General features: G+C 64.0%; 14 protein-coding genes. 13 read left to right on the forward strand and 1 reads right to left on the reverse strand.

Features of this window, described 5'->3' with window-relative positions:
- Positions 1 to 178: 178 nt before the first annotated feature.
- The 11 genes from NKG59_RS09015 to NKG59_RS09065 all read left to right on the forward strand — a co-directional run bounded on the left by NKG59_RS09015 (position 179) and on the right by NKG59_RS09065 (position 11,196).
- Complete coding sequence (locus NKG59_RS09015; protein ID WP_253536436.1) at positions 179 to 1,495, forward strand: cation:dicarboxylate symporter family transporter; 1,317 nt, start codon at positions 179 to 181, stop codon at positions 1,493 to 1,495.
- 26 nt (positions 1,496 to 1,521) lie between these two features.
- Entirely contained in the window at positions 1,522 to 2,085 is a 564-nt protein-coding gene (locus tag NKG59_RS09020; RefSeq protein ID WP_253536437.1) for a carboxymuconolactone decarboxylase family protein, read from the forward strand.
- 26 nt (positions 2,086 to 2,111) lie between these two features.
- Positions 2,112 to 2,945: an SDR family NAD(P)-dependent oxidoreductase gene (locus NKG59_RS09025; RefSeq protein ID WP_253536438.1), complete on the forward strand. Its 834-nt coding sequence runs from the start codon at positions 2,112 to 2,114 to the stop codon at positions 2,943 to 2,945.
- Between the two features lie 2 nt (positions 2,946 to 2,947).
- Entirely contained in the window at positions 2,948 to 3,769 is an 822-nt protein-coding gene (locus tag NKG59_RS09030; protein ID WP_253536439.1) for an amidohydrolase family protein, read from the forward strand.
- Between the two features lie 9 nt (positions 3,770 to 3,778).
- On the forward strand, positions 3,779 to 5,080 hold the full coding sequence (locus NKG59_RS09035) for an MFS transporter (protein WP_253536440.1): 1,302 nt from the start codon (positions 3,779 to 3,781) through the stop codon (positions 5,078 to 5,080).
- Positions 5,077 to 6,018, forward strand: coding sequence for an SMP-30/gluconolactonase/LRE family protein (locus NKG59_RS09040; RefSeq protein ID WP_253536441.1), 942 nt, complete (start codon positions 5,077 to 5,079; stop codon positions 6,016 to 6,018). Before NKG59_RS09035 ends, NKG59_RS09040 begins: the two co-directional genes overlap by 4 nt.
- A gap of 39 nt (positions 6,019 to 6,057) precedes the next feature.
- The gene (locus NKG59_RS09045) at positions 6,058 to 6,861 is read left to right on the forward strand and encodes a substrate-binding domain-containing protein (protein ID WP_253536442.1); all 804 of its coding nucleotides are present in this window, start codon (positions 6,058 to 6,060) and stop codon (positions 6,859 to 6,861) included.
- 109 nt (positions 6,862 to 6,970) lie between these two features.
- Positions 6,971 to 7,852: an alpha/beta fold hydrolase gene (locus NKG59_RS09050; RefSeq protein ID WP_253536443.1), complete on the forward strand. Its 882-nt coding sequence runs from the start codon at positions 6,971 to 6,973 to the stop codon at positions 7,850 to 7,852.
- A 70-nt stretch (positions 7,853 to 7,922) separates the two neighbouring features.
- Positions 7,923 to 8,822 (forward strand): alpha/beta fold hydrolase, encoded by a 900-nt coding sequence (locus NKG59_RS09055; RefSeq protein ID WP_253536444.1) that lies wholly within the window; start codon positions 7,923 to 7,925, stop codon positions 8,820 to 8,822.
- Between the two features lie 240 nt (positions 8,823 to 9,062).
- Positions 9,063 to 10,358: an MFS transporter gene (gene tcuC / locus NKG59_RS09060; protein ID WP_253536445.1), complete on the forward strand. Its 1,296-nt coding sequence runs from the start codon at positions 9,063 to 9,065 to the stop codon at positions 10,356 to 10,358.
- A gap of 55 nt (positions 10,359 to 10,413) precedes the next feature.
- Complete coding sequence (locus NKG59_RS09065) at positions 10,414 to 11,196, forward strand: substrate-binding domain-containing protein (protein ID WP_253536446.1); 783 nt, start codon at positions 10,414 to 10,416, stop codon at positions 11,194 to 11,196.
- Positions 11,197 to 11,232: 36 nt separating this feature from the next.
- Here NKG59_RS09065 and NKG59_RS09070 read toward each other — a convergent pair whose 3' ends face one another.
- Positions 11,233 to 12,147 carry a LysR family transcriptional regulator gene (locus NKG59_RS09070; RefSeq protein WP_045203629.1) on the reverse strand — a complete coding sequence of 305 codons (915 nt, stop codon included), beginning with the start codon at positions 12,145 to 12,147 and terminating at the stop codon, positions 11,233 to 11,235.
- Positions 12,148 to 12,454: 307 nt separating this feature from the next.
- Between NKG59_RS09070 and NKG59_RS09075 the strand changes: the two genes are divergently transcribed.
- The gene (locus NKG59_RS09075) at positions 12,455 to 14,713 is read left to right on the forward strand and encodes a LamG-like jellyroll fold domain-containing protein (RefSeq protein WP_253536447.1); all 2,259 of its coding nucleotides are present in this window, start codon (positions 12,455 to 12,457) and stop codon (positions 14,711 to 14,713) included.
- 65 nt (positions 14,714 to 14,778) lie between these two features.
- Positions 14,779 to 16,044 carry a hypothetical protein gene (locus NKG59_RS09080; protein WP_253536448.1) on the forward strand — a complete coding sequence of 422 codons (1,266 nt, stop codon included), beginning with the start codon at positions 14,779 to 14,781 and terminating at the stop codon, positions 16,042 to 16,044.
- Positions 16,045 to 16,065 lie beyond the last annotated feature (21 nt).

Here is a 16,065-nt window from a genome sequence, read left to right on the forward strand (position 1 = left end):
CTATGCTTTCTACAAATAACAAATCACCCAACGCGTACAGGAGACGGCTCGCCCTAAGGCTCAACGGCCAGCGGCATTCACGCTCCCAGTGACGACCGCCTTTCAAGCAAGACAAGTCCAGCACGCTGGTGCCGCCTGGTAGCGGCAGAGCGCTGAATGACTGGACGCAGGAGACACCATGAAACATCTGAAGAAGCTGCACGTGCAGGTCTTGATCGGCCTGGCGTGTGCGGTCGTCCTCGGCATCGCCGCGCCGCAGTGGGCCGTTGCCATGAAACCCATCGGGCAGGCGTTCATTGCGTTGCTGAAGATGATGCTGGCCCCGATCATCTTCTGCACGCTGGTGCAGGGCCTGGCGCATGTGCGCGACTTGCGCATGCTGGGCCGCATGGGCGTGAAGTCGCTGGTGTACTTCGAGGTGGTCAGCACCGTGGCCATGGTGCTGGGCTTTGTGCTCGTCAACGTGTTCGAGCCCGGGGTGGGGCTGCATGCCACCAACCTTGCCGAAAGTGCCGATGCGGTGAAGGCCACAAGCGGCGCTGGCGGCATCTCGGCCGTCAATTACCTGCTCAGCCTGATTCCGCACACGCTGGTCGATGCCTTTGCCAAGGGCGACATCGTGCAGGTGCTGATCATTTCCATCCTGGCGGGTTTGGCGCTGAACCTCTCGGTAGGGCCGGACTCGGTTCTGCTGCGTGGCATGGATGAAGCGCAGAAGGTGCTGTTCCGCATGCTCGGCTTCATCATGAAGCTGGCACCGCTGGGCGCGTTTGGCGCCATGGCTGCGGCCGTGGGCAGCTATGGCGGCGTGACGCTGCTCTATCTGCTGAAGGTCATCGTGCTGTACTACGCCGCCTCGCTGCTGTTCGTGTTCGGTGTGCTCAGCTCGATTACGTGGATGATCGGCCTGCCGTATTTCAGCGTGCTCAAGCTGATTCGCGACGAGATGCTGTTGATCTTCGGCACGGCATCAAGCGAGGTGGCCTTCCCGCGCCTGGTTGAGAAGCTGCAACGCGCGGGTTGTGACGAGGCCGTGGTCGGTTTCGTGCTGCCCGCCGGCTACAGCTTCAACCTGGACGGCACCTCCATCTACATGGCCATCGCTGTGGGTTTCATTGCGCAGGCGACGGACACGCCGTTCTCTCTGTGGCAGCAACTCGGGCTGCTCGCCATCCTCAGCCTCACTTCCAAGGGTGGTACCACGGTTGCCGGCGGGGCGTTCGTCAAGCTGGCGGCCACGCTGCAATCGGTGCGCTCGCTGCCCGTGGCCGGCCTGGGCTTGCTGTTCGGCATCGACCGCGTGATGGCGATTGCCACTGCGCTCGTCAACGTGGTGGGCAACACCGTGGCGGTGTTCGCCATCGCCCGCTGGGAAGGTGCGTTCGACGCCGAAGCCTTCCATCGCGAGACCGGCGGGCAGGCCCGTTCTTCTCTCCTCAAGCTGCAGAAGCCCGCCGCACAGGCTGCGGTTGCGCAAGACGCGCTGACCCACTGAGCCACTAAGCACTGAGTAACACCAACATGCAACGCATTCCCGCCCTCAATCCTGATGCGCTGGACGCAGACCAGCGCGCCGTCTACGACGCCATTGCCAACGGCCCCCGCAAGGGTGTGCGTGGCCCGCTGGCGGTCTGGCTGCATCGCCCCCTGCTGGCCGACCGCGCACAGGCACTCGGACGCTACTGCCGTTACGACAGCAGCCTGCCGCCGCGCCTGTCCGAACTGGCCATCCTGTTCATGGGCCGCTACTGGCTGGCGGAATACGAATGGGCCGCGCACAAGCCGTTCGCGTTGGAAGCCGGTGTGTCGCCGGCGGTGATCGACGCCATTCGTGACGGCATGAACCCGGCGTTCGAGCAGCGCGACGAGGCGCTCGTCTTCGCCTTCCTCACACAGCTGCATGCCAAGCGCGAAGTGGACGACGGCTTGTACGCCGAACTGGTTGAAGCCATCGGGCAAGACGGCGTGGTCGATCTGGTTGGCATTGCCGGCTACTACACGCTCATCTCCATGACCATCAAGGCATTCAACGTGCCCGCGCCGGCCGGTGCGACACCGGAACTGCCGACGCAACTGCCGATGTAACAGCAACAAGCAACAAGGAATTCACTGTGCAAGCAACGACCGAATTTGAACAAGCCACGGCCGCGGGCCGTCTGGCAGGCAAGGTGGCCATCGTGACTGGCGCGGGCTGCGTCGGCCCGGGCTGGGGCAATGGCCGCGCCGTGGCCGTGCTGTTTGCGATGGCCGGAGCGCGCGTATTCGCCGTCGACAAGAACCTCGAGGCCATGGAAGAAACGGTGCGCCGCGTGCGCGAGGCGGGCGGTGAGGTCACGCCCTACACCTGCGACGTGACGGACACCACGGCCGTCAAAGGCATGGTCGATGCCTGCGTGGAGCAGTACGGCCGCGTCGATATCCTGGTGAACAACGTTGGCGGGTCCGCTGCCGGTGGCCCTGTGGCGTTGTCGGAAGACAAGTGGGATGCGCAGGTCGCGTTCAACCTCAAGAGCGTCTATCTGACCTGCAAACATGTGCTGCCCGTGATGGAAGCGCAGGGCAGTGGCGCCATCGTCAATACGGCATCGACTTCCGGCATCCGCTGGACGGGCTCGGCACAAGTGGCCTATGCCGCTTGCAAGGCGGGCGTGATCCAGCTTTCCAAGGTGGTGGCGGTTGAGTACGCGAAGAAGGGCATCCGCGTGAACACCGTGGTACCGGGCCAGTTGCATACGCCCATGGTGGAAGTGCGCCTGGCGGGCCAGCGTTCCGGCGGCGATGTCGACAAGCTGCTGGAAAGCCGGCTCGCACGCATTCCGCTTGGCTTCATGGGCGATGGGCGTGACACCGCGCATGCCGCGCTGTTCCTGGCGTCTGACGAGGCGCGCTTTGTCACCGGCACCGAAGTCGTGGTCGATGGCGGAATGACGGCCCGGTGCGACTGACCATGCAAGGCGAACTGAACGGCGGCGTGTGGGATTGCCATACGCACATCTATGGACCTTGGGACGCGTTTCCGCTGCCGGCCAACGCGTCGTATCGCCCGGCGGAAGCTCCGATGACGCAATTGCTTGCGTTGCATGAGCAGTTGGGCATCACGCATGGCGTGCTGGTGCAGGCGGCGTGCTACCAAGCCGATCACCGTGCGCTGCTGTCAGCGCTTGCGATGACGAAAGGGCGCTATCGCGGCGTCGCGCTGGTCGATCACACCACGAGTGGCGACGCCCTGCGCGAATTGCACGAGGGCGGTGTCCGCGGCATCCGCTTCAACTTCATGGGCCACCTGCCGGGCGAGCGTGATCTGGACCGCTTGCGCGAGCTTGCCGAGCGCGTCGGGCCGATGGGTTGGCACGTGCTGCTGCATGGGCAACTGGATCAGCTTCTGCCGGTGCTCGATGCGTGGGAAGACCTCGACGTGCCGCTGGTGATCGACCACATGGGCCGGCAGGATGCGACCCGTCCGCTGGATGAAGCTGCCGTGCGCGAGTTGGAGCGCCATCTGCGCAAAGACAATCGGTGGATCAAGTTGTCGGGTGTCGACCGCCTGATGCAAGGGGCAGCGCCGCCGTGGACTGCGGCGCTGCCCCTGGTCAGGCGGCTGGTGCAGGCGGCGCCCGAGCGGGCCATCTGGGGTACGGATTGGCCGCACCCCAACATCAAGGGCGACGTGCCTGATGACAGCAGCCTGCTTGCATTTGTGCAGGAAGCCTGCGGTGCCGAAGCGGCTGAAGCCGTGCTCGTTCATAACCCGCAACGGCTCTATTTCTGAGGCATCGCCATGCAAGCCACCTTCATCGATGCCGCACAGGCAGAGCACACTGCTGAGCAGAGCGCCTGCCGCAAGGCCGCCTGGCGCCTGGTTCCCCTGCTGGCGCTCGCCTACTTCGTCAACTATCTCGACCGGACCAACGTCGGCTTTGCCGCACTGACCATGAACCGCGACCTGGGCCTGAGTGCGGCCCAGTTTGGCCTGGCGGCTGGCATCTTCTACGTGGGCTATTGCCTGTTCGAGGTGCCGAGCAACCTGGCGTTGTATCGCTACGGCGCGCGTCGCTGGCTGGCGCGGATCATGATCACGTGGGGTTTGTTTGCCGCCGCCACCAGCTTCGCCGTGGGCCCCAACAGCTATGCAGCGATCCGCTTGCTCGCCGGGATTGGCGAGGCGGGGTTCTTTCCTGGCGTCATCTTCTATCTGACGCTGTGGTTTCCGTCGCGTTATCGCACGCGCATGATGGGCTGGTTCCTTGCTGCGATTCCGTTGTCGTCGGTGTTCAGCGGGCCGCTGTCGGTATCGATGCTGGAGCTGGACGGTTGGCTCGGGCTGCACGGCTGGCAATGGCTCTTCATCCTGCAGGGGTTGCCGGCTTGCGTGCTGGGCCTGCTGTGTCTGCGCATGCTGACTGATCGCCCGGACAACGCAGCCTGGCTTACGGCAGATGAGCGCTCCGCCCTGGCCGCTGCCATCGAACGGGAGCGCAGCGCGGCGGTCGAGCATCGCCTCGGGCCTGCGCTCAAGGACGCGCGCGTCTGGCTGCTCACGGCCATTCTCTTCAGCTACATCATCGGCATTCTCGGCATTGGTGTGTGGATGCCGACCATCCTCAAGACGCATCATCTGACAAACACGCAGGTGGGTTTTGCCACGGCGCTGCCCTATGTTGTTGGCGCCCTGGTGATGCTCGGCTGGGCACGCGTGGTGGCGCGCACCCAGCGCTATGTTCTGCACCTGGTGATCACTTGTGCGGTGGCGGCGCTGGGCTTCTTTGCCTCGGTAGCGTCCGATGCGCTGGTGCCGGCCATGCTGGGCTTGACCGTGGCGGTGGTCGGGTTGTCATCCGTGCGCACATGCTTCTACAGCATTCCGGCCACGTTCCTGGATAAGCAGGCTGCCGCCGGCGGTCTGGCGTTCATCAACTCCGTGGGCAGCCTCGGCGGGTTGTTCGGCCCCTACATGGTGGGCTGGCTGAAAGACGCCACGGGCTCGTTCAAGGCTGGGCTGATCGGCATGGGCACCATGCTGGTTCTCGCAACGCTGCTGTCTCTTGTGCTGCTGGCCCGCGTCAAGGAGGGCCAGCGATGAGCAACGATGGGTGGCAGCCGAGCCTGCGCACGCCTGACCCCGCCGTGCGCATCCTGGACTCGCGCTTTGAGCACTACCGTCTGCCGCACGCCAAGGTCGAGCGCCTGTGGACCGGCTGCCGGTGGGCCGAAGGCCCCGTCTGGTTTGGCGACGCAGGCGCGCTCTATTGGACCGACTTGCCCAACGATCGCATCCTGCGTTGGGACGAGGCATCCGGCGCAGTGGCGACATACCGCGCGCCCTCAGGCAAGGCCAACGGTCTGACGCGCGACAGGCAAGGACGCCTGATTGCCTGCGAGCATGGTCAGCGCCGCGTTACGCGCACGGAATACGACGGCAGCATCACCGTGCTGGCCAGCGAGTTTGAAGGCAAGCCGCTGAATTCGCCCAACGATGTGGTGGTCGCAAGCGACGGCGCAGTGTGGTTTACCGATCCGCCGTTCGGCCTGGTGAGTGACTACATGGGTCAGATTGCCGAGCCACAGTTGCCGGCCAGCATCTATCGGATCGACCCGCGCGATGGGCGATTGGACTGTGTTGCTGACGACGTGCTCGGCCCCAACGGATTGGCGTTCTCGCCGGATGAGCGCACGTTGTATGTGGTGGCATCACGTGCGCGGCCGCGCGAGATCCTGGCATTCGACGTGGTCAACGGCAAAGCGCTTGCAGACCGCCGTGTGCTGATCGACGCGGCGGACGGTGCTCCGGACGGCTTTCGCGTCGATGTGCACGGCAACCTGTGGTGCGGTTGGGGCACAGGGTCGGCGGAGCTTGATGGCGTGCGCGTGTTCGCCCCCGACGGCACCGCGATCGGTCACATCGCACTGCCGGAGCGTTGCGCGAACCTGTGCTTCGGCGGGCGACAGCTCAATCGCCTGTTCATGGCGTCCACCACATCGCTCTATGCCCTGTACGTGAATACACGCGGGGCGGTCTAGCGCTGTACCCCACACCAATAACGAACGAGGAGACACGACATGCCATTCCAATCCACCGCACGCCGCTTTGCAGTGCGCAGCTTGTGTGCAATACCGCTTATTGCCGCTGCCAGTGCCACCTGGGCCGCTGATATCCACGTGCTGGCGACCGGCGCGTTGCACGCGGCCTTCGAGAAGGTCATACCGGCGTATGAGCAGCAGTCGGGCAACCATCTGATCATCGCGTGGGGGCCGTCCTATGGCACCTCGCCCGACGCCTTGCCGATGCGCATCAAGAACGGCGAGCCGATGGACGTCTGCTTCATGATCGGCGCCGCCTTGACGGACCAAGTGAAGCAAGGCCGCTTCATTCCGGAGTCGCGCGTTGACCTGGTGGCGTCAGGCGTGGGCGTGGCGGTGCGCAAGGGCTTGCCCAAACCGAATATCCAGACCGTCGACGATCTGCGCCAAACATTGCTGGGGGCCAAGTCGGTGGCGTTTTCGGAAGGGGCGAGCGGTACCTACATCACCGGCACGCTGTTCGCGCGTCTCGGGATTGCCGAGCAGATGAAGGCCAAGAGCGTGCTGATCCGGGGCAAGGAACTGGTCGGCTCGGCGCTTGAGCGCGGCGAGGCGGATCTGGGCCTGCAGCAGATCAGCGAGCTGCGGGCGTTCGGCGGCATCCAGTATGTGGGGCCACTGCCTGCTGAAGTGCAGAAGACCAGCGTGATTGCCGTTGCCGTGGCAAAGGATGCAAAGGAGCGCCAGGCCGCTGAAGGTCTCATCACGTATCTGCGTTCTCCGGAAGTCGCCGCCAAGCTGGTCCAGACGGGGCTCGACCCGATTTCCGCCAAGCAGAAATAGCCTGATTCGTTGCGGTTGTCCGATGCATCGCGCTGGGTTTCCAGCCGCGAGGGGCAACTGCTGCCCGAAACAAACATAACCGGGCCACGTCCCGGAACAAGGAGACTCCATGACGTTGCAGAAATGCCTACTGGGCGCCGCATTGATTCTGATGATGTCCGCCTGCGCCACGTCGACGCAAACCGGTCCAGACGTACAGCGAGCGCTCGTGCGTCACGGCGATGTGCAGATCGAAACCCTTAGCCAGGGGCGTGGCCCGACGGTCGTCATCCTGCCGTCGCTTGGGCGCGGCGCGGAAGACTACGACGAGGTGGCCCGCCTGCTTGCAGCCGATGGGCTGCGTGTCCTGCGGCCACAACCGCGCGGCATCGGCCAGAGCAAGGGCCCGATGACGAATCTCGACATGCATGCGTTTGCAGCCGACGTTGCCGCCGTGCTCGATCAGGAAAAGACGGGGCCCGTTGTCGTGGTGGGGCATGCCTGGGGCAGCCAGCCGGCGCGCATGCTGGCGGTGGATCGGCCTGACTTGGTGAGGGGCCTTGTCATGGCTGCAGCCTCTGCCGGCAAGCTGCCGCCCGGTTCCAACGAGAAGCCCTACGGCCGATTGCGCGAAGCGATTGACGGCTCCGGCAACCTCGCGCTGCCCGAGGCAAAGCGCCTGGAATATCTGCGTCAGGCGTTCTTCGCGCCCGGCCACGACCCCAAGCCGTGGCTCGGAGGCTGGTATTCGGATGCGCACCACGCGCAGGCCCACGCTCGCAACGTCACGCCTGTGGATGCGTACTTCGCGGGCGGCACGGTGCCCATGCTTGATCTGCAAGCGCAGTACGACGCCGTGGTCGTGCCCAACGTGTTCAAGCCCATGCTGGGCAACCGCGTGACGGTGGAAGTGATTCCCGATGCCGGGCACGCCATGGCGCCCGAGCAGCCCGCGGCGATGAGCCGCGCCATCGCGCGCTTTGCCCGACGTGTCTATGCGGGCGCGTCCTGATTCCGTCAACACAACAACACGCAGGCCGACGCATCCGCGCGGCATGTCTATCCACACCAAGGAGAACATCATGAAATTGATCAAGTACGGCTGTACCGCATTGGCTGCGGTCATGCTTTCCTTCTCTGCACTGGCAGCCACGGATGCCGGTCAGATTGATCGTGAACTGGTCAAGTACAGCAACGTGCAGATCGAGGTGATGCGCCAGGGCAAGGGGCCGTTGATCGTCATCCTGCCTTCGCTGGGCCGTTCGGGGCGCGATTACGACCAGGTCGCAAGCCAGCTCGTCGCCGATGGCTTCCGTGTGCTGCGCCCTGAGCCGCGCGGCATCGGCCAGAGCCAGGGGCCAATGACCAATCTGGACATGCATGCCTTTGCCGCCGATGTGGCCGCTGTGATCGAGCACGAGAAGCAAGGGCCCGCAGTTGTGGTCGGCCACGCCTGGGGTAACTTCCCGGCACGCATGGTGGCCGTGGATCGACCCGAGCTGGTGCGCGGCGTCGTTCTGGTTGCGGCGTCGGCCGGCAAGGTGCCGCCGGGCTCGACCGAAAAGCCCATCAACGCAGAGATGCGTAAAGCCATCGACGGCGCGGGTGATATGCGTCTTTCGGAAGAGCAGCGCCTTGCGTATCTGCGACAGGCTTTCTTTGCGCCGGGCAATGACCCGCGCGTATGGCTCGGTGGCTGGCACGAAGAGACGCATGAAGCGGAGTCCCATGCCCGCAACGTGACGCCGGTGGACGCGTACTTCGCGGCCGGCACCGCGCCGATCCTGGACCTCCAGGCCGAGCACGATGCTGTGGCGCCGCGCCGCTTCTCGCAGGTTCTGAAATCGATGCTCGGCGATCGCGTGACAGTGGTTGTGGTGCCGAACGCAGGCCATGCATTCGCACCCGAACAGCCCAAGGCGATGGCGGATGCGATCGCGACATTTGCCAAGCGCGTGTACGCAGAACCGGCCAAGCAGTAATCAAGCGCGCTTGCCATGTGGAGGTTGGGTCCGTGATTCGCCTCCACGGCTGGCTTGATGGCGCAGAAAAGCCAACGAGGGAGCGCAGGGGGATTGATAACCAAATCACATCAATCCTTCCGAAAATTGCACTTCTCGTTTCTCGGTCTCCCGGTGAGTATTGCCAAAACGACAAAACGACAAAACGACAAAACGCCGTTCGACGGCGTATTCTTTTTTTGGCTTCCAGGAGACACCTCGATGCACCCCCAGTCCAGCCTTTCGACCGGGCAATCAAAGGCCGCCGCGGTCTTCCGCGTCACCGCCGGGAATTTCCTGGAGCAGTTCGACTTCTTCCTGTTTGGCTTCTACGCCACGCAGATCGCCAACGTCTTCTTTCCCGCCCAGAGTGAGTTCGCCTCGCTGATGATGACCTTCGCCGTTTTTGGCGCAGGGTTCCTCATGCGGCCGCTGGGCGCCGTCGTGCTCGGTGCGTACATTGACGACGTCGGCCGCCGAAAGGGCTTGATCGTCACGCTGTCCATCATGGCAAGCGGCACCGTGCTGATCGCGTTCGTTCCCGGCTACGCCACGATCGGCCTCCTGGCGCCTGCGCTCGTGTTGCTCGGACGCCTCTTGCAGGGCTTCTCGGCGGGCGCCGAGTTGGGCGGCGTATCGGTCTATCTGGCCGAGATGGCCACGCCGGGCCGGAAGGGTTTCTTCACGAGCTGGCAGTCGGCCAGCCAGCAGGTCGCAATCGTCGTGGCGGCGGGCCTGGGGTTTGTGCTCAATCAATGGCTGAGCGCACCGGCCATTGCCGCATGGGGATGGCGCGTGCCGTTCTTTGTCGGTTGCATGATCGTGCCGTTCATCTTTGTGCTGCGCCGCAATCTTGAAGAAACGCAAGAGTTCAAGGCACGCAAGCATCGTCCGAACATGAAAGACGTACTCAGCACGCTGGCGCAAAACTGGGGGGTCGTCGTCGCCGGCATGATGCTGGTGGCAATGACCACCACGAGCTTCTATCTCATCACTGTCTATGCGCCCACCTTCGGTAAGACGGTCTTGCACCTGAGCACGGCCGACAGCCTGCTCGTCACGCTGTGTGTGGGGGTATCGAACTTCGTGTGGCTGCCGATTGGTGGTGCGCTCTCCGACAGGATCGGCCGCCGGCCGCTGCTCATCGGCATGACGGTGCTCACCATTGCCACCGCATACCCGGCGCTTTCGTTCCTCGCTCACGCGCCGAGCTTCATGAACATGCTGCTCGTGCTGCTGTGGCTGTCGTTCATGTACGGCATCTACAACGGCGCGATGGTTGTCGCGCTCACGGAAGTGATGCCCGTGCAGGTGCGCGTTGCGGGGTTCTCGCTCGCTTATAGCCTTGCGACGGCAGTGTTTGGCGGCTTTACTCCCGCCATCTCGACGGCCGCCATCCACATGACGGGCGACAAGGCCGCCCCTGGCTACTGGATGAGTTTTGCCGCCGTGTGCGCCCTCCTGGCGACGTTGACGCTGTATCGTCGCCGCGCGGTGGTGCTGGCACCGGCGCACTGACGCACAGCGCGTTCCGCATATTCACAAACACGTACGACCTGGCATGACCACCACCATGAAGACTCTGTTTCTGAAACTGTGCGCAGCCGCGCTCGTCGCCACCTCGGCAGTTGCAGCGCCCGTCCAGGCAGCCGAACTGCACGTCATGAGCTCCGGTGGCTTCACTGCCGCCTACAAGGTGCTCGGGCCGAAATTTGCATCGCAGACGGGCAACACGCTCAACACCGCACTTGGACCCTCGATGGGCAAATCGCCCGAAGCGATTCCGAATCGGCTCGCGCGCGGTGAGCCTGCCGACGCCGTGATCATGGTCGGCTACGCACTCGACGATCTGATCAAGCAAGGCAAGGTCATTCCAGACTCGCGCGTGGAACTGGCCGACTCGCGCATCGGCATGGTTGTGCGCGAAGGCGCGGCCAAGCCAGATATCAGCTCGCCGGAGGGGCTCAAGCAAGCGCTGCTGCATGCCAAGTCGATTGCCTACTCGGACAGCGCAAGCGGCGTCTATATCGAGCGCGAGCTGTTCAAGAAGCTCGGCATTGAAGAGCAGGTCAAGGCGAAAGCGAAGATGATCCCGCGCATTCCGGTGGCCTCGGTGGTGGCCACCGGCGACTGTGAAATCGGCTTTCAGCAAGTGAGCGAGCTTCTGCCGGTGCAGGGCGCAACCTTCGTCGGAAAGATCCCGGAGTCGCTGCAGTCGGTCACGCGCTTTGCTGCGGGCGTCCCCGTTGGCGCACAGCATCCGAAGGAAGCGAAGGCGCTACTCGACTATCTTGCTTCGCCCGGTGTGCAGGCAGACGTGAAATCGACCGGGCTCGATTCGGTGACTGCGCATTGAGGCAGGGCGACGGTGCGATGGGCCAAGCGGCCCATGCTATGCACCGCTCGCCATCCCGCCGCGCTTCGCTTCAATGATCATCCGGTGAAATTCCTCCGCGGCTGGTGTGAGCGCACGGCCGCGCCGCTTCACAATGCCAACGCGCCGGTTCACCACCGGCTCCACCAGCGGCACGCTCGTGAGAATCGGGTGGTCACGCCCCGGCATGGCCATCGATGGCACCGCGGCAACGCCAAGCCCCGCTTCAACCAACCCCAGCATGGTGGTGACGTGCCGCGTCTCGCACACGCTGGGCGCTCGCGGCGCCACGGCTGACAGCGCCTGGTCCAGCAGCAGGCGGTTGCCGGACGTCTTGTCCACTGACACGTATTCGTGCGCGTAAAGCTCGTTCCACGTCACGCGCTTCTTGCGGGCGAGCGGATGATCGCGCCGGCACGCTGCAACAAACCGCTCCTGCAGCAGCATCTTGAATTCGATCTCGGGCTCCTGGCTGCCCATGAAGCTCACGCCAAAATCTGCCTCGCCGCTGATGACCGCACCGAGCACTTCGTTCGCGCTTGCATCCAGCAGCTTGACCCTGATGCGCGGAAAGCGGCGGTGATACGTCGCAATCAGGTTCGGCAGAAAGTAATAGGCCACCGACGGCACGCATGCGATGGTCACGTGCCCGAGGCGGCTTGATGAAACGTCGCGGATGCCGAGCAGGGCGACGTCCAGGTCGTCGAGCAATTGTTCAGCACTGCGGGCAAACACGCGCCCGACGGTGGTGAGCGTGACGCTGCGTGTGGTGCGCTCGAACAGGGGCACGCCCAGCGCGCTCTCGAGCTTGTCGATCCGACGGCTCAACGCGGGCTGCGAAATGCTGATCGCCTCGGCGGCCTTTCGGAAGTTGCCCAACTCCACTACCGCGCGAAACGCCTGCAAGTCCGTCAAATCGAAATTGATGCCCACCGGCTTGCCTCCACATCTCAGATGCGCAGCATTTTGCGCGATTTATCACTGGGTGACACGGGGCGGGGAAGGGCGGAAGCGGTGCTGCTGTCACGCTGATGCACCCATTTGCGCAAGGAACCATGCCGGAAAGCGCACCCGCGCTTTATCAAAAAAGCTCATCAAATCTGCCCTTGCATTGAAATCTGCTGACGCTTCGTGTCACATGTCGCACCAAGCCGCGTCACCCCTCTTTGGTAGGGGGTGTGGCACGGTTCGTGCAGCCTTGCGCACGGTTTGACGACAACAAAAAAAGTTGGGAGGGTGTATGAGCAACAAGCAGGAACCCGGGGCGAAGATTTCGCGTCGACACTTCGTAATGGGGCTGGGGGCCTCGCTGCTGGCCGGTTGCGGGGGCGCGGGCGACGATGCCGACGCTGCCAGCGTCGCCCCGGCAACAACGGCAGGCGGGAGCACCACCGCGCCGGGCGCCCCGATCAACAAGACGCCCGTCGCGCCTCCCGCGGGCACCGTGCAGATCCAGAGTTTTACGCATCCCGGCCTGCTGCATACCGAAGCGGATTTCGCGCGCATGCGCACCAAGGTGGGGGCTCACGCGTCTCCCTGGATCGATAGCTGGAACGTGCTGGTTGCGAATGGCCACACGCGCCTGACGAACAAACCGAATCCGCAAACCGCCATCTACCGGGGCAATGACCCGACGCATGGACAGAACTACGGCACGCTCTACCACGACATCGCCGCTGCTTACGGCGACGCGCTGCGCTGGAAAGTGTCGAACGACAAGCAATACGCCGACAAAGCCATCGAATATCTGGACCAGTGGGCCTCGACGCTGACGACGCTGGGCGGCAGCGACGTGGCTTTGGCCGCCGGCATCTACGGCTACGAGTTCGCCAACGCGGCCGAAATCATGCGCAGCTACAGCGGCTGGAGCCCGGCCGGCCTGGCCGCGTTCCAGTCGATGATGCGCAAGGTTTTCTACCCTGTCAGTCATGCTTTCCTGACGCGTATCGACACCGCCATGGACACGCATTACTGGGCCAACTGGGGCCTGTCCAATATCGCGTGCATTCTGGCCATTGGCGTGCTGTGTGACGATGCCGATCTCGTCAACGAGGCCATCACCCATTTCAAGACCGGGGGCAGCAACGGTTGTATCCGGCAGGCCGTGTACTACATGCACCCCGGCAACCTCGGACAATGGCAGGAAGCCGGCCGCGATCAGGGCCACACCACGCTCGGCATTGCCTTGACGGGTGCCATTTGCGAGATGGCCTGGAATCAGGGCATCGATTTGTACGGCTATGACAACAACCGCTTCCTGGCGGGCGCCGAATACGTCGCCAAAGCCAACCTGACGCAGCCGGACGGCGCGTTCTACACGGTGCCCTTCGTCACGTACCAGAACAGCGCCGGCGTCATCCAGACGCAGTTGTCCACCGGTGGGCAGGGCGGCGCCCTGGGCCGGCCGTGCTGGGCGCTGGTGGCCAACCATTACATCAACCGTAAAGGCCTGGCGGCGCCTTACACGAAGCGCGCAGCCGACCTCGTGGCGCCGGAAGGCGGTGGCGGCAACTACGGCCCCAACAGTGGCGGCTTCGATCAGTTGGGCTACGGCACGCTCACGTGCACGCTCGACCCTGGAACACCTGCTGCGGCGCCGAGTGGCCTAACCGGCTATGCGAGCGCGGGCAAGGTCGTGTTGTCGTGGTGGGGCACCAGCAACGCCACCAGCTACAACGTCAAGCGCGCCACGATTGCCGGTGGCCCGTACACCACCATTCGCAGCGGCATCACAGACCTGCTGACCTATACCGATATGCCGCCCGCTGCAGGCACGTATTTTTATGTCGTGACAGCGCAAACGATTGGTGGTGAATCGGCTGTCTCCAACGAGGTGAAGGCCATCACGGCGGTGCAGCTGCTTGCGCATCTCGCCTTCGATGAGGGCAGTGGCACCACCGCAGCCGATAGCTCCGGCAACGGGCGCAACGGCACGCTCAACGGCGCGGCATGGGGCGCCGGACGCAGCAGCAACGCGGTCTCGCTCAACGGCTCGGGCGCTTATGTTGCGTTGCCCAACGATCTTCTGGTCGACGTGTCGGACTTCACCATCGCGGCGTGGGTGTTCTGGGATGGCTCACAAACATGGGCCCGCCTGTTCGACTTCGGAACGGGCTTTCACCGTTACATGATGTTGACGCCCCGCGGGCAGTTGCGTAGCGGCTGGGCCGGCATGCGCTTTGCCATGACGGCCAATGGCCCGGGCGATGGCCCTCCGGAACAGATCATCGACGCCCCCACCGAGCTGCCCAGCAAGCGATGGGTGCATGTTGCCGTGACGCTATCGGGCTCCACCGGCACGCTGTACGTGGACGGTGCCGCCGTGAGCACCAACACAGCCATGTTCCAAGCACCGTTCCGCCTGGAGAGCACCACGCAGAACTGGCTGGGCAAATCGCAATACAGCACAGACCCGACCTTCAGCGGCCGGATCGATGACTTCCGCATCTATCGCGGCGCGCTCAGCGCTGCCCAGATTGCGTCGCTCATGGCGAGTTGATTGCCACGGGCCCGATGGAGGCCCCGGCGACCAGATACCCCTTTTCTTTCAAGGATGTTTTTTCGATGACCGTGTTTTCTCAACGATGGATTGCCGTCGCCGCGATTGCGTTCGCGCTATTTGGCTGCGGCGGCGGGTCCGATAGCACGCAGGGCAGTAGCACGACAGGCAGCGGCACTGGAACGCAAGGCGGCACCAACGGAGGCACCACGGGTGGCCAGACCGGTGGAAATGGCGGCGGAACTGGAGGCGGAACCACGGGCGGCAGCGCATCCAGCCTGTCGGCCAGCGCCGCGCTCGTCGCCAAGTTGGGCAAGCCTTCGCGCGTGCTCGTCGGCCTCGGTTCGGGCCAGTCGATTTCAGACATGCAAAGCCAGGGCATTCGGCCGGACATCATCGACGTCTACCTCGTCGGCGCGGGACCTGGCTCGTGGCCGTACTGGAACAGCCCCGACGGTGCCTACATCACGTACAGCGCGCAGGCCGCCCACGCCTATGGCGCAACGCCGATGTTCACGTTTTATCAGATGGCGCAGAACGGTGACGGCAACCTCAGCGGCATCACCGACACGACGTTCATGAACACGTACTGGAGCCAGGCGCGGTTGATGTATCAACGCATTGCCGCTCTGAACGCGCCCGTGTTGGTCAACCTCGAGCCCGACTTCTGGGGCTATGTGTGGGCGCAGGCACCGAGCCATGACCCAACGCAGATGGCCGCGGTGGTGAACAGCCAGCCCGAATGCAGCAGCCTGCCCAACACAGCCGCCGGCATCGGGCAGTGTCTGGTGCAGATGGCGCGCCAGATCGCTCCCAAGGCGCTGATCGGCTTCCCGCCGGCGTTCTGGTCAGGATCACCGAGTGCGGTTGCGGGGGAAATGCGTGCCGCCGGTGCGCACCAGGCCGACTTCATCGTCGCCCAGACCAGCGACCGTGATGCCGGCTGCCTCGAAGCCGCCACGGTGTCGGAATGCACGGGCCGCAGCGGCACGTTCTACTGGGACGAGGCCAACATCAACACGCCGAATTTCCATCAGTCGCAAAGCAGTTACCTGGACTATCGGACTGCGTTGGGCAATGGGTTGCCGATTCTCTGGTGGCAGACGCCCCTGGGTGTGCCGTCCAGCACGCCGGGCGGCACCAACCAGCACTATCGCGATAACCGAGTCGACTACATGCTGCACAACACACAGGAATACGGCGACGGCCATACCTTCGCGGTCGTCTTCGGCTCGGGCGGCACGTACCAGACGACGATCAACACCGACGGAGGCCAGTTTGCGCGCCTGCTCGGTCTGTATCTCGGCGGGGGCGGGGCCACGCTGCAATAACCGGGGCGTGGCGCTTATGCG

This window comes from Ralstonia chuxiongensis (assembly GCF_024158925.1).
GTDB classification, from domain to species: Bacteria; Pseudomonadota; Gammaproteobacteria; order Burkholderiales; family Burkholderiaceae; genus Ralstonia; species Ralstonia chuxiongensis.

What these genes read in the sequence shown, in the direction of transcription:
- NKG59_RS09015 (WP_253536436.1), top strand. Translation starts at nt 179, where the DNA reads ATGAAACATCTGAAGAAGCTGCACGTGCAGGTCTTGATCGGCCTGGCG.
- NKG59_RS09020 (WP_253536437.1), top strand. Translation starts at nt 1,522, where the DNA reads ATGCAACGCATTCCCGCCCTCAATCCTGATGCGCTGGACGCAGACCAG.
- NKG59_RS09030 (WP_253536439.1), top strand. Translation starts at nt 2,948, where the DNA reads ATGCAAGGCGAACTGAACGGCGGCGTGTGGGATTGCCATACGCACATC.
- NKG59_RS09035 (WP_253536440.1), top strand. Translation starts at nt 3,779, where the DNA reads ATGCAAGCCACCTTCATCGATGCCGCACAGGCAGAGCACACTGCTGAG.
- NKG59_RS09040 (WP_253536441.1), top strand. Translation starts at nt 5,077, where the DNA reads ATGAGCAACGATGGGTGGCAGCCGAGCCTGCGCACGCCTGACCCCGCC.
- NKG59_RS09045 (WP_253536442.1), top strand. Translation starts at nt 6,058, where the DNA reads ATGCCATTCCAATCCACCGCACGCCGCTTTGCAGTGCGCAGCTTGTGT.
- NKG59_RS09050 (WP_253536443.1), top strand. Translation starts at nt 6,971, where the DNA reads ATGACGTTGCAGAAATGCCTACTGGGCGCCGCATTGATTCTGATGATG.
- NKG59_RS09055 (WP_253536444.1), top strand. Translation starts at nt 7,923, where the DNA reads ATGAAATTGATCAAGTACGGCTGTACCGCATTGGCTGCGGTCATGCTT.
- tcuC (WP_253536445.1), top strand. Translation starts at nt 9,063, where the DNA reads ATGCACCCCCAGTCCAGCCTTTCGACCGGGCAATCAAAGGCCGCCGCG.
- NKG59_RS09065 (WP_253536446.1), top strand. Translation starts at nt 10,414, where the DNA reads ATGAAGACTCTGTTTCTGAAACTGTGCGCAGCCGCGCTCGTCGCCACC.
- NKG59_RS09075 (WP_253536447.1), top strand. Translation starts at nt 12,455, where the DNA reads ATGAGCAACAAGCAGGAACCCGGGGCGAAGATTTCGCGTCGACACTTC.
- NKG59_RS09080 (WP_253536448.1), top strand. Translation starts at nt 14,779, where the DNA reads ATGACCGTGTTTTCTCAACGATGGATTGCCGTCGCCGCGATTGCGTTC.